Annotated in this window: 11 protein-coding genes and 1 other RNA gene; 10 read left to right on the forward strand and 2 right to left on the reverse strand. The window is 60.4% G+C overall.

Annotated features, from left to right (window positions below):
- The first annotated feature begins 43 nt into the window (after window positions 1-43).
- Complete coding sequence (locus PVA48_RS04885; protein WP_102749278.1) at window positions 44-2725, forward strand: DEAD/DEAH box helicase; 2682 nt, start codon at window positions 44-46, stop codon at window positions 2723-2725.
- Window positions 2726-2837: 112 nt separating this feature from the next.
- Here the strand turns inward: PVA48_RS04885 and PVA48_RS04890 are convergent, their stop codons facing one another.
- On the reverse strand, window positions 2838-3011 hold the full coding sequence (locus tag PVA48_RS04890) for a hypothetical protein (RefSeq protein ID WP_423232327.1): 174 nt from the start codon (window positions 3009-3011) through the stop codon (window positions 2838-2840).
- A gap of 220 nt (window positions 3012-3231) precedes the next feature.
- On the opposite strand from PVA48_RS04890, the gene PVA48_RS04895 reads away from it, so the two are divergent.
- Together PVA48_RS04895 and PVA48_RS04900 are read left to right on the forward strand one after the other, a co-directional pair.
- Window positions 3232-3609 (forward strand): hypothetical protein, encoded by a 378-nt coding sequence (locus PVA48_RS04895; protein ID WP_102733225.1) that lies wholly within the window; start codon window positions 3232-3234, stop codon window positions 3607-3609.
- Between the two features lie 99 nt (window positions 3610-3708).
- A complete protein-coding gene (locus tag PVA48_RS04900) occupies window positions 3709-4152 on the forward strand; it encodes a hypothetical protein (RefSeq protein ID WP_102727746.1) in 444 nt (147 codons plus the stop codon).
- Window positions 4153-4379: 227 nt separating this feature from the next.
- On the opposite strand, the gene PVA48_RS04905 is transcribed toward PVA48_RS04900, so the two are convergent.
- The gene (locus tag PVA48_RS04905) at window positions 4380-5801 is read right to left on the reverse strand and encodes a Gfo/Idh/MocA family protein (protein WP_102728580.1); all 1422 of its coding nucleotides are present in this window, start codon (window positions 5799-5801) and stop codon (window positions 4380-4382) included.
- A 164-nt stretch (window positions 5802-5965) separates the two neighbouring features.
- Between PVA48_RS04905 and PVA48_RS04910 the strand changes: the two genes are divergently transcribed.
- From PVA48_RS04910 to PVA48_RS04940, 7 genes are all read left to right on the forward strand, one after another.
- Window positions 5966-6982 carry a hypothetical protein gene (locus tag PVA48_RS04910; RefSeq protein WP_102728579.1) on the forward strand — a complete coding sequence of 339 codons (1017 nt, stop codon included), beginning with the start codon at window positions 5966-5968 and terminating at the stop codon, window positions 6980-6982.
- A 51-nt stretch (window positions 6983-7033) separates the two neighbouring features.
- An RNA gene (gene ffs / locus PVA48_RS04915) (signal recognition particle sRNA small type) lies at window positions 7034-7128 on the forward strand.
- Window positions 7129-7194: 66 nt separating this feature from the next.
- On the forward strand, window positions 7195-7926 hold the full coding sequence (locus tag PVA48_RS04920) for a bifunctional folylpolyglutamate synthase/dihydrofolate synthase (RefSeq protein ID WP_423232328.1): 732 nt from the start codon (window positions 7195-7197) through the stop codon (window positions 7924-7926).
- Window positions 7923-8408: a glutamate ligase domain-containing protein gene (locus PVA48_RS04925; RefSeq protein WP_423232329.1), complete on the forward strand. Its 486-nt coding sequence runs from the start codon at window positions 7923-7925 to the stop codon at window positions 8406-8408. The genes PVA48_RS04920 and PVA48_RS04925 overlap by 4 nt, the downstream gene beginning before the upstream one ends.
- Before the next feature lie 41 nt (window positions 8409-8449).
- A complete protein-coding gene (locus PVA48_RS04930) occupies window positions 8450-10399 on the forward strand; it encodes a DUF3656 domain-containing U32 family peptidase (RefSeq protein WP_423232330.1) in 1950 nt (649 codons plus the stop codon).
- Between the two features lie 89 nt (window positions 10400-10488).
- On the forward strand, window positions 10489-10941 hold the full coding sequence (locus PVA48_RS04935) for a hypothetical protein (protein WP_343212664.1): 453 nt from the start codon (window positions 10489-10491) through the stop codon (window positions 10939-10941).
- A 129-nt stretch (window positions 10942-11070) separates the two neighbouring features.
- Window positions 11071-13341 (forward strand): ribonuclease R family protein, encoded by a 2271-nt coding sequence (locus PVA48_RS04940; protein WP_180971111.1) that lies wholly within the window; start codon window positions 11071-11073, stop codon window positions 13339-13341.
- The last annotated feature ends 288 nt before the right edge of the window (window positions 13342-13629 follow it).

A 13629-nucleotide genomic window follows, 5' to 3' on the forward strand; every position in this document is an offset into this window, starting at 1 on the left:
TGGATTGAACAAGCTGGGCGGCCATGCTACATTCCTTCCAGCCATGCAGCCGGAATCCCATCACGCAGCGCCGGAAGAGGAACGGAACTTCAGCGGTTTCCGCATCCTTCCATCCGGAGCGCCGGTGACGGACACGCCCCCCTTCGACCGCCTGTTTGAAGAGGGGGCCGGAAACGGATTATATGCCCTCGCGGTCTCCAACTGGGAAACCGCGCCTGACCCGGGCGCCTTTTTTATCAAGAACATGGCGCGCCAGGCGCTCACCCGCATGGCGCACGCCGCCGCGGAAAGGCCGGATGAGGTGGACACCGTCCTGGACCACCTGCTGGCCTCCACGGCGGAAAGAGCGGCCCTGGCGGAACAGTTCCCTCCCGTGCCGGGGGCGGAATACGTCACTCCAGGCGTCATCGCCGGATGGCTTGAGGATTTCCGGAGGCTGGTGAAAAAGGAAGTCGGCGCCCGCGGCATCACTCCCGCCGCGTGGCTGAACGGGCTGGGCGCCCCCTGGAACCAGATTGGGAAGGTATTCTTCCACCTTGCGGAAAACCGGGATGACGCCACGGGCTCCCGGCCCTTTGCCTTCATGGCTACCTTTGCGCATCAAAGCGCGGCGGACAACCAGGTGCGCCACCTTCCCCTTTCCACCGCCCTGAAACTTCATGAAGGGAACTACACTGCCCTGCTGGCCGTGCTCCAGCCCTTGAAGGAAGCGGCACGGGAAAGCTCCCTGCTGCAGCGACTGCTGGACAATGGAAAGATTTACGCCCCGCTGGCCTGGAGCGCTGCGGAAGCCCGGGACTTTTTACAGGACACGCCAGCCTATGAACATGCAGGCATCATCGTGCGCATGGTGAACCTGTGGAGAAAATCCCCTCCCAAATTACAGGTAAAAGTCACGGCGGACGCTCCCGGCAGTGAAAAAACGGCTCATTCCTCCGGGCTTTCCGTCCACAGCCTGCTGCGGTTTTCCGTAGCCGCCACGCTGGGAGGCAGGGACCTGGCCCCGGAGGAACTGGAGGAACTGCTCAGCAACGGAGACGGCCTGATACGCTTCAAGGGGGAATGGGTGCGCGTGGACGCTCAAAAAGTCCGGGACCTGATGGACCGGTGGACCAAGGCGGCGCGCATGATGAGTTCCCTGGGCATTCCCCTGGTTCAGGGGCTGAGGCTGCTGGTCAACGGCCCTTCCGACCAGCTTGCGCAACTCCCGGAACCGGATGAAGACTGCGTGGTGGAACCGGGCCGGGATCTCCGGCAGGCCCTGGATATCCTGGCGGGGGAGGTTTCCGTCTCCGTGCCGGAGCTTGCGCCCCGGTTGAACGCACTGATGCGCCCTTACCAGAAAGAGGGCTTTTCCTTCCTGTACCGGGTTACGGAACGGGGCTTCGGCGCCTGCCTGGCGGACGACATGGGGCTGGGGAAAACCCTTCAGGTCATCGCATGGCTGGATGCGCTGCGGAGGGAAGGCCGGCTGGAAGGCCTCCCGGCCCTGATCGTGGCCCCGGCGTCCCTCCTGTCCAACTGGAAGGAGGAAGCGGAACGCTTCGCGCCGGAGCTCGCCCTGCGCATCATGCACCCCTCCGCCCCGGATTCATGGCAGCCGGAGGAAATACCGCGCCGGGAAGGCTGCCACGCCGTCATTACTACCTACGGCATGGCCGCGCGCGCGCCTGCGCTGGCCGGGCTGCATTTCCCGGCCATCATTCTGGATGAAGCCCAGGCCATTAAAAACGCAGGTTCCGCACGTTCCCGCGCCATCCGCTCCCTGCACGGGGAGAGGCGCGCCGCCCTGTCCGGCACGCCGGTGGAAAACAACCTGAATGAATTATGGAGCCTGATGGAATTCCTGAATCCGGGCCTGCTTGGCGGCAGAAAAAGCTTTGAAGCCTTCACCCGCTCCCTGGAACGAGGCTATGCCCCGCTGCGCCGCCTGGTGCGCCCTTTCATCCTGCGCAGGATGAAGACGGATCCAGCCCTGGTCCCCGACCTGCCGGACAAGACGGAAATACCCGCCTACTGCCCCCTCACGCCGGAACAGGCCGCCCTGTACCAGACGCAGATAGATACGCTGCACGCCATGCTGGACGAACCGGACCCGGCCGCCCGCCTCATGCTGATCCTGCCCGTCCTGGCGCGCCTCAAGCAAATCTGCAACCATCCGGCGCAGTTCCAGGGCACGGACGACTACGCCCCGGAACGCTCCGGAAAGTTCCTGCGTCTTCAGGAATTGTGCGCCTCCATCGCCGCCCGGCAGGAAAAAGCCATCCTCTTCACGCAGTTCCGTTCCATCATTCCCCATCTGCACGACTTGCTTTCCGGGGTCTTCGGCCGTTCCGGGCTTACCCTGCACGGAGGCACGCCCATTCCGGAACGCCAGGGCATCGTCACCGCCTTCCAGAAGGAATCCGGGCCTCCCTTCTGCATCCTGTCCCTGAAGGCCGCCGGGACCGGACTGACTCTGACCCAGGCCTCCCACGTCATCCATGTGGACCGCTGGTGGAACCCCGCCGTGGAAAACCAGGCGACGGACCGGGCCTACCGCATCGGCCAGCACCGGAACGTGCTGGTGCACCGCCTGATCTGCCGCGGCACCATTGAGGACCGCATTGACGCCATGCTGACGGAAAAGCGCCGCATGGCGGACGACCTGTTCTCCGGCGGTCCGGAACAGTGGCTCATGAACATGAGCGCAGAAGAACTTAAGGACGTTCTTTGCAAGAGCTGAACCAATTTCATCTCCTGAAGGAGCGGTTGATGAAAATCAATTCAACGGGGAGATGAGAAAGGGAACAGAAAAATGCATTAATACGCATTTTTTCCTCTCTGACGAGGGAAAGTCAGAAAATCCGGTTTTCTTGATGAGCCCTGTTTTTGGCATCCGGCCGCCCATGCCGGAGAATTTGCCGGAAATCATAAAAACAGGGGCGTACACCATCACGGCATTCCACCTGTTTGCGGCAGCCTTGGAACAATCCCATGACGAAATCTTTCACCGTGCATTCCGCGTCCATTGTGTCTCACCCATATTAGCCATGCAAAGTTGCACCGGGGAAACTGATTCGCGAGCTTCCAGGAATGCCTTATCTAACAGTAAAGCTTATAATTTATTTATTATGAATTAGAAAAATATTTTTACCACCCAATTCCTTTACGATGGAATAACGGCAAAACATCTACCGGGATTATCAATTTTCATTGACAATTTATCATTTCAATTTCATAGGTGATAATATGATGATGGTTCCAAAAATATTGTGCTGTTTTTCGCTTGTTTTGGGCATCCTCGTTGGAGCGGCACATGCCAAACAAGCAAAATGCGGCTATGAGCTCATAAATATTTCAGAGCCGACAGCAGAGCTGGTTGAACCGGTTAAGGGAAAATCAATGAAATTCAAGGTTCATGCGACTGCCATGGCAACTTACACTCACAAGGACGGCTCCACTGTTTCAGAGATCGTGAATCTGGATCAGGGTGCCACTGTTGTCGTGGATGTCTCGGAAGACCTGCCCTGGAATGAGAGAGCAAAAGAAAAGGCGATTCTTCTTTTACACCAAAAAGCCCTTTCCAGAAGAATGGAATTATGCAGAGACAACGGATGCAGCAAATAATGGCGGCAACACAATAACCATACATATTAACAATAACATAGGGCAATGAAGATGAAAATATTATTAAAAATAACCATTTTGACCATAGGATGCAGCGCCATGCTGGCCATCAACCCATCATTTGGAGCGGACGAAGCACAAAAACAGGCCGCCGGGGCCGTCCAGTTTCCTGCCGGTTCCTATAAAAATCCCGCCGTGCTTGATCTTAAAGGGGTCAAGGATTACAGCATGCTGGAATCGGCGCGAGATGAATACCTCAGAAAACATTACGACGGTTACCGTGTTCTGGGTGAAGGATTCACCATGATTGGAGGCCGCTACATCCTTACCGTCAGCTTGACGAATGATGAAGACGAAAACAAGGTAAACAATCTTAAGCTGGTCTATTTCGACATGACTGATGCGTATAAGAAATTAGGCAAATCAAAAGACAGGCAGACGCGCGAGAAAATAAAGGAATTGAAGAATAATCACCAACCCATGAGTGAAAAGGAACTCATGGAAAAACTGGAACGGGGGACGACGGAAAAAACCGGAAAATAAGATAAATGCCGTCTGGCCCCGGTTTTCATTTTAATCCCTCGCTATTTCCATAGTGAGGGATTTTTTACTGGAATGACTCCGCGCGCTGGCCTGTTAAATATAGAGCCTGTATTTTCTGATAAGCCGTAGTTTTTTTCAGGAATGCGACTCGCAGGCTTCATTTCCATGATGGCTGCGAGTCAAACACTGTACATCTGCTTTTCCAGCATCTTCTGCTATTTTCCTTCTCAGGAAACCACGGCCAGCGGCGCGGTGGTTTTCCAGTCTCCGCGGGTAAAGTCCGGGAACTCCACGGGCATGCCGCCCTGCGCGATGGAATGAGCCGTCAACGGCAGCAGGGAAGACCAGGCGGCTCCTTCGTAAACATTCTGGTCCATCGGCTCTCCGTTCCGGAGGCATTCCACGATGCGGGAAAGCATCACGAAGTCCATGCCGCCGTGGCCGCCCATTTTCGTAGCCAGATTCCCGATGCGTTTCCAGAGCGGATGGTCGTATTTCTCGTAAATGGCGGCCAGCTTCTCCCGGCCTTCAATCCATTCGTGATAGTTGCCGTTGCCCAGCTTTTCACCCGCCACCCGGGTCGGAAAGCCGGCCAGGGTTCCTTCGGTTCCCTGGATCAGGTTGGCGCGGGAATAGGGCCGGGGGGACGTTTCATCCAGTTGGACGACAATAGTGCGCCCCAGTTGCGTCTTGACGATGGCCGTGTTCATGTCCCCGCAGATGAAGGGGGTATTGTTCCAGCGGTGGTCCGCGGGAAGGTGTTTTTTGGCGTAGGCATTGCGCCCGAGCGCAGGGGAGGCGAACGCAGCCACCCGGCTGAAATGGTCTTCTCCGCGCGCCAGGTTCATGTACTGTGCCACGGGGCCCAGTCCATGGGTGGGGTACAGGTTTCCGTTGATCCGGGTATGGTATTCAGGCCGCCAGGCCCCTTCCCCGCGCGTGTCCCCCAACTGCGTCACCAGGCAGTGGATATATGCGGCCTCCCCGTGGAGCAGATCGCCGATGACCCCCTGCCGGACCATGTTCAGGAACATAAGCTCGTCCCGGCCGTAGTTGACGTTTTCCATCATCATGCAGTGCTTCCGGGTGGCCTCGCTGGTGTCCACCAGATTCCAGAGTTCTTCCAGGGAGACGGCCAGCGGAACTTCCACAAAGGCGTGCGCGCCGTGCTTCATGCTGTCGCAGGCGATTCCGGCATGGGTACTCCAGTCCGTGCTGATGATGACAGCGTCCGGTTTCAGCTCCTTCAGCATGGTCAGGTATTCCGTGTCCCCGCCGGAATAACTCAGCGGGCTTTTCCCCATCTTGGAAAGCACGCGGTCCACGCCGCGCTTGGCCAGGTCTTCCTTCAAATCACATACGCCCACGATTTCCACCCCGTCCATCACGCACATTTGAGCCAGATGGGAAAAGCCGCGGCCGCCCACGCCGATGAAGGCAAGCCTGATGCGGGCCAGCCCGGGAGCCTTGAAGCCCCCCATGTACATGGAGCCGGAAGGCCGCGGAGACGCCTGGGCGCCGGATTTCCAGAGGCTGTCCCCGGCAGGGATTTCCAGGGCCTGCCCGGGGAGAACGTTTCCGGCGGCAGCCGCTCCGGCCGCGAGCCCCAGGGATTTGAGAAATTGTCTGCGTGATGAAAAAATAGACATGATTTGAAAGTATGGCTTCAAGGAAGATTACGCCTCCCGTGCCGCGGATTTATCATCATTCCCGTCCCGGAGGAAAAAGCTCCGGATGGCTGATTTTAAGGTTTGCAAAATCCGGCGGAACTTCCACTATGAGATAAACTTCTGCCTCTAACCACCTTCAATTTATGCGTTACCTTCTTCTTATCCTGTTGCTCGCCGGCGGCTATTACGGCTGGGATTATTACCAAACCGGCCTCGTGCCCAGGCATGAAGCCATCAAAGCCATGGAGCAGGAGCCTTATCCGGAGCTGGATGCGGCCCAGGCCCGTTTTGACGAGGCGGCGGAACTTCACGAACAGCAGGCGGCACGCCTCCAGGCGGCCATCCAGAGGAAGGAAGAGGCCATCCGCAAGTATTGGGATGCCCAGATGGAGAAGATCGACCAGGCAAACGCCGGGAAAAAGTCCGTGCCCGCCGTGAAGGGAAGGCCCAATGCCCGGAGCGCGGAAGCCCGGATAGCCAATCTCCTGGAACAATATGACCGCCGCGTCGCGGACGTGGAGGAGCTCAAAGGCAAGCGGGACACCACCAGGCAGCAGTTGGACAACGCCCGGAACCGGCTCCAGGAACAAATACGCCAGGTGGAAACCCGGCTGGACATCAACCGCATCCAGCGCGCGGAGGCGTCCAATACGAAGAGCAAGGATTTCAAGGTGACGGAGAGCCGGGCGGACCTGCTCAAGCTCCAGGCCAGCCTGCCGCAGGAGCTGGACCGCATCACCCGCAAGGGAGAAGCCATGCTGAGTGACCAGACGGCGGCCTACGAAAAGGCCAAAAGGGAGCTGGCCCTGTTCCAGAACAAGGTGGACAGACAGATTGCCAGTCTCCGGGATTCCATGAACTCCCCCCTGGCGGAAGAGTATGATGAGACGGAAATCCTTTCGGAAGACCCCGAGTTCCGCACCATGATCTCCCCTTACGACCAGGCCGTCAGCCATGAGGAAACGCTTGTCATGCGGACGGAGGCGGACGTGGAGGAGCAGGCCAAGGTCCTGCACGGGCTGCAGCGCATCAGGGACGGGAAAATTGAAGGGGAGCGCAGCCAGCTCAGGCAGGAGGAAGAGATTTTCTTCACGGCCGCCGCCGTCATCGGCGTGGTTCTGCTGATCTCCATTTTGCTCTCCTTTACCAGAAGGAGATGATGCCTTTGAAGGTTGACACTGCACCGCAAACCTAGTTTACTGTCTGGGCCGCCGGGAACCCCGTGGAGGCACGACTGGCAAACCCCGCCAGGACCGAGAGGTAGCAACGGTAGCTTGTTCGTGTTTGCCGCGTCCGTTCCCGGCGGTATTTTATTGACGCCCCCTCCCATACCGGGATTGAACGGGAGCCTTCCCGTGGTAGAATACCGCCCATGAACGTGTCCGCCGCCCTTGACTGGCTTTTTTCCACCCAATTCTTCGGGATCAAGCTGGGGCTTGACAATACCGGGAAGCTGCTGGCGGCAGCCGATGCGGACCGGACGGATGCCACAGTGGTCCACGTGGCTGGCACCAACGGGAAAGGCTCCACCTGCGCCATGATTGAGGCCCTGGCCAGGGCACAGGGGTATGTGACCGGCCTGTTCACCTCCCCCCATCTGGTGGAGTTTTCCGAACGCATCCGCGTGAACGGGAATATGATTCCCCCGGAGGCGCTGGCGGAAGAAATCTTCTTCCTGAAACAACTGGCGGAAGGCTGGGAACAGCCGCCCACCTTTTTTGAGCTGGCGCTTGCCGTCGCCCTGCGCCACTTCCGCAAAAGCGGCGTGAACTTCATCATTCTGGAAACGGGCCTGGGCGGCAGGCTGGACGCCACCAACGCCGTGCCCAAGGACATCGCCGTGCTGGCCCCCATCGGCCTGGACCACCAGCAGTACCTGGGAGACACCCTGGAAGAGATCGCCGCGGAAAAGGCGGCCATCATCTCCCCCGGCAAACCGGCCGTGACCGCCGTGCAGAGCCCGGAAGCCATGGCCGTCATTGAACGGACGGCACGGGACCGCCGTTCCCCCTTACGGTCGCCCGGGCGGACGGGGAAACGCCCCGGCCATCCCTGTCCGGAGCCCATCAGCGGGAAAATGCCGCCCTGGCGCTGGAAACCATGAGGCAGCTCCACGCCCTCCCCTCCCCTTCCGCAGCCGCCGCTGCCCTGGCAAAGGTGCAGTGGCCCGGAAGGTTTGAACGCCTTGAAACGCCACCGCTGGTGCTGGACGGCGCCCATAACGAACATGCGGCGCGCGTGCTCGCGGCCACATGGAAGGAGGAATTCCCCGGGCGGAAGGCGGCTCTGGTTTTTGCCGCATCCGCAGACAAGCACATCCGGGAGATGATCCCCGTTTTGCGGGAAATCACCGGAGAATGGCACCTGGTTCCCTGCACTTCCCCCCGCATCATGCCGGCGGAAGAATTGGCCGTCCTGCTGGCCGGACTGGAAACCGGCCCCGTCTTTATCCATTCCACCCTTCCGGACGGGCTGCATGCGGCCCTGGCCTCCCCGCTTCCGGCTCTGGCGGCAGGCTCCCTGTTCCTTCTGGGGGATTTGAAAGCGTTGCTCCGCCATGCGGAAAAACGCAGCACCGCCCAGTAACCCCTCCATCCTTTTTGTTTTTCCCCGTGATTTCCGACGACATGACCCTTTCCTCTCTCCGGCCCGGAGACCTGCGCCCCGAATTGCTGGCTCCCGCCGGGGACATGGACTGCGCCCGCGCCGCCGTAACCAATGGCGCAGACGCCATTTATTTTGGCCTGGACCGTTTCAACGCCCGCTTGCGCGCGAATAATTTTACGCTGGATTCCCTGCCGGAACTGATGCGCTTCCTCCACGCGCACGGCGTGAGGGGGTACGTGACGATGAACACGCTCCTTTTCACCTCCGAGCTGGCGGACGCCCTCACCTACCTGGGCCATTTGAATGCCGCCGGCGTGGACGGCGTGATCGTGCAGGATATCGGGCTTGCCCGCTGCCTGACAGAGTGGGGAAGGCAGGATCCCGCCATGAAGCTGGAGCTGCACGCCTCCACCCAGATGACGCTTTCCTCCCCGGACGGCCTGGAATTCGCCGCCGGTTTCCTGGACCTGAAGCAGGCCGTGCTGGCGCGGGAATTGAGCCTGGAGGAAATCGGGCAATGCATACGCCATACGGATATTCCCCTGGAGGTGTTTGTGCACGGGGCGCTCTGCGTGGCTTACTCCGGCCAGTGCCTCACGTCGGAAAGCCTGGGCCAGCGCAGCGCCAACCGCGGAGAATGCGCGCAGGCCTGCCGCCTGCCCTATACCCTGGTCGTGGACGGCAAGGCCGTTCCGCTGGGAGAAAGGCGCTATCTGCTCAGCCCGCAGGATCTGTGCGCCCTTGACCGCATTCCGGACCTGGTCCGCATGGGCGTGAAGAGCTACAAGATAGAGGGGCGGCTGAAAAGCCCGGAATACGTTGCGGCGGTAACGGCGGCCTACAGAAAGGCCCTGGACGCCGCCTGCGCCGGAATACCCGTGGATGAATTGGTGACCGCACGCGACCGTTATGCACTGCAAATGGTATTTTCACGCGGCTTTTCCACCGGCTGGCTGGACGGCACGGACCACCCGCGCCTGACCCACGGCCGCCACGGCAAGAAGCGCGGCGCCTATGCAGGCACCATTGTGGACAGCAGCCAGGGCTGGCTGGACATCAGGCCGGAAGGGAACGTTCCGCTCGCTCCCGGCGACGGCTTCGTCATTGACGCCGGGGAGGACCGCAATGAAGAACAGGGCGGCCGCATCTGGAAAGTGCAGAGAAACCGCCTTTTCTTCCACGGAAAAGCCTCCGGCATTGACTGGAGCAAGGTCAGGCCGGGGCAGAAGCTCTGGAAAACGGATGATCCGGCCCTGAACGCCGAGCTGAAAAAAATGCGGGAGCACCTGCCGGAGGCCGTCCTTCCCCTCCATTTGGCATGCACCGGATCCGCCGGGGAGCCTCTGACGGTTTCCTGCCCGGAATACGGGTGTTCCGTGCAGTCCACACAGCCCCTGCAAACGGCGGAAAAACGCCCGCTGACTCCTGAAGTTCTGGAACAGCAGCTCGGCAGGCTGGGAGGAACGGGGTTCCGCCTGGCTTCCTGCGAATGCCGCCTGCCGGAGGGCCTGATGCTCCCGCTCAGCATCCTCAACCAGACAAGGCGCGCCCTCGTGGAACAAATTCAAACGGTCCGGCAGGAGAGGGAAGCCTCCGTTCCCACCCGTCTTCCGGAACCTTTCGTCCTTCCCGCGCTTCCGGCGGGTGCGGCAACTCCGGACGCGCCGCCGCACCTGTCCGTGCTGTGCCGCAGGCCGGAACAGATACCTTCCGTTCTGGATGCCGGGGCGGACGCCGTCTATCTGGATTTTGAAGACCTCCGGGACTATGCGGCGGGAGTGGAAGCGGTCCGGCGGCACACGAAAAGCATCCCCGTCTTTCTGGCGACGCCCCGCATCCAGAAGCCGTCGGAAACCGGTTACTTCAAGCTCATGGAACGGGCGGAGCCGGACGGCGTCCTCATCCGCAACCTGGGCGCGGCGCAGTACTTCCGCCATTCCCCCTGCACCGCATCGGGGATTTTTCCCTGAATGTCGCCAATCCGTACAGCGCGGCCATCCTGAAGGAACAGGGGAACCTGGATTATCTCACCATTTCCTATGACCTGAACGCCGGACAGGTGGAGGACCTGCTCCGCGCCGCGCCGCCGGAATGGTTTGAACTGACTCTGCACCAGCACATGCCCATGTTCCACATGGAGCACTGCGTGTTCTGCACCTTCCTGTCGGACGGCTCCAGCTATAAGAACTGCGGCCGCCCCTGTGAACGGTACCACGTGCAGCTGCGGGACCGCGTGGGGCAGCTCCATCCCCTGCTGGCGGACGCCGGGTGCCGGAACACCCTGTTCAACGGCCGCGCGCAGACGGGAGCCGGCTTTTTCCGGGGTTTCCGCCATCAGGGCCTTTCCCGCTTCCGCGTGGAACTGCTGGACGATTCTCCGGAAAAAGCACGCCTTCTGGTATCCCGCTACCGGGAATTGCTGGACGGCTCCTGCACTGCGGCCCGGCTCATCCGGGAACTGGACGTCGCGGAACAGCTCGGCACCACGGAAGGCACGCTCCGGCCCAGATAACGCAAGCCCGGGCCTGGCAAGGAGAAAGGCGGACAAAGAATGCACCGCCCGCGCCTTGAAGCGGCGCAAAAACCGCCTTATGATGGCATCAATGGGAATGGAAGACTCCTTTCCCGGAACTTCCGCAAGATGAATAATTCCCTTAAAGACCGCCTGGTCCGTCACATGGAAGACGGACATTACGAACCCCAGAGCAAATCAGAACTGGCCCGCGCCCTGAACGTGGATTCCCGGCAGAAGCAGGACTTCCGCGCCATTGTGGACCAGCTGGAGGAGGAAGGCAGGCTCGTGCGGCTGCAAAAGGGGAGATACGCCCTGAAACGGGAACGCCGGAACCTGGTGCACGGCATGATCCGCATCCTGCGCTCCGGCAAGATTCTTTTTCTCCCCAAAAAGGGGGATCCCGCCGCGGCGGACCTGGGGTGGGATCTGGAGGCCATTCCGGAGCTGGAGCTCAAGCCCAACCACCTGGGAACCGCCCTGGACGGGGACCGCGTGGCCGTGCGCGTGGAACGCAAGGCGGCCAAGGGCCGGAGAAACGTCCGCAGGGACCGCTTTTCTTCTCCGGATACCGGCATGAAAGCCCGCGTGGAGGAAGTGACGGAACGCGCGCGCTCCCGCTGGCTGGGCGTTTTCCGCGCCGGAAAGAACAAGCTGGGCCGCGTGCTCGGGGACGGCGTAGGCTCTCCGGAATACATTGAACTGGTGGAAAAACCCGCCATGGAGGTGCTTCCCGGCCAACTGGTTTCCGTGGAACCCGTGTCCCGCGGGGAAGAAAAGAAGGCCCCGCGCGGGAAAATCGTGGAGGTGCTCGGCTACCCGGACGATCCCCACGTGGACATGGAAGCCGTCATCAGAAAGTATGACCTGCCCGTGGAATTCCCCGCCTCCGTGCTTCAGGAGGTGGAATCTTTCCGGAAAAACCCTTCTTCCGCGGAACTGGGCCGCCGGGAGGACTGGACGGACCGCACCGTCATCACCATTGACCCGGCAAGCGCCAGGGATTTTGACGACGCCATCTCCATCACGGCCACTCCGTCCGGCTGGACGCTGGCCGTCCACATCGCGGATGTCTCCCATTTTGTGAAGCCCGGCGGCGCGCTGGATGAGGAAGCCCTGCGCCGCGGCAACTCCACCTACCTGCCGGACCGCGTCCTTCCGATGCTGCCTCCCCGCCTTTCCGATGATTTGTGCAGCCTGCGGCCGGACGTCGTGCGCCTGACGAAGGTATGCGAAATGAAGTTTGATAAAAAGGGGAAGATGCTCCACGCCCGCTTCGCGGACGCCTTCATCCGCAGCAAGGCGCGCCTGACCTACCAGGAGGCCTTCACCATGCTGAAAGGGCATGACAAGGGGGAAGTTCCCTCCATGGTCCGTGAAGCCTGGAAGCTGGCCTCCATCCTGCGCCGCAACCGCTACGCCAAGGGAGCCCTGGACCTGGACTTCCCGGAAGTGCGCGCCGTCATGGACAAGGACGGCCGCGTGACGGACATCATCACGGAAGAGTACGATGAGAGCCACCAGCTCATTGAGGAGTGCATGCTGGCCGCCAACGAGGCCGTGGCCCTGACGCTGAAAAACAGGAACCGCCCCACCATCTACCGTGTCCATGAAGAACCGGATTCCGCCAAGCTCTTTGAATTCGGCCAGTTGTGCAAACTGTACGGGCACCCCGTCCACGACATCGGCCAGCGCCAGTACCTTAATGAGCTGATGAAGTCCATCAAGGGTTCCCCGGACGAGCAATTGCTCAAGCTGGCGCTCCTGAAAAGCCTGATGCGGGCCAGGTACGATACGGAGCCCCTGGGCCATTACGGCCTGGCCACCGCCAATTACTGCCACTTCACCAGCCCCATCCGCCGTTACGCGGACCTGGTGGTTCACCGCTCCCTGAATCCCCTGCTGGCCAATCCCCCCAAGGGGGCCAAAGGCGCCGGCAGCGTAGGCAGGCTGGAGGAGGACGCGGAACACATTTCAGAGACGGAGCGCACTTCCGCCAGTGCGGAAAAGGACGCCAACCGGATGAAGCTTTTCGAATGGCTGGAAGGCCAGTGCTATGCGGACCATCCGGAAGTGCACGAGGCCCTGATTACGGAAACGCGCCACTTCGGCGTGCTGCTGGAAATCCCGCGCCTCCAGATCAAGGGGCTGATCAAGCCGGACAAGCTTCCCGGCGGCCGCTGGGTGTACGAGGCATTCGCCAACCGCTGGAAGAGCGACCACGGCTCCGTGCTGTGCGCAGGGCTGCGCATTCCCGTCATTCCCGTGAAAGTGGACCGGGAACAGCAGTGGGCGGATTTTACCATCGCCTCACGGGAGGAACGGCGGCAGCCGGAAAAGACAGCCTCCCCAGGCAGAAAGGAGAAGCGCACGCCCGGCCGCAGGCGGCGGAACCGCTGACGGCACACGCCCGCAGGCGGAAACGGCCACATGCGGGCGTTAAATCCGGTTCTCCTTGCAGCAGAATTAAATCTGTATTTTTTCACCAAAATTTTCTTGAAGCAAATTGTACTTTTCATGTATAAAATGGTTGCTGTTTACTTGTGAACCCGACCCCACGCCTATGAACTCAGGACGTTGAACCCGTAAGTAAGCACCATATGAATGCTGAATGCCAAGGTCCGCTCCCGGGTCTGGAGCGGACCTTTTTCCCGGAAGCCTGTCATGGCGGAAACGGGAAGGGGAAAT

Source organism: Akkermansia sp. JRP_AM1, from assembly GCF_049262625.1.
Taxonomy (GTDB): domain Bacteria; phylum Verrucomicrobiota; class Verrucomicrobiia; order Verrucomicrobiales; family Akkermansiaceae; genus Akkermansia; species Akkermansia massiliensis.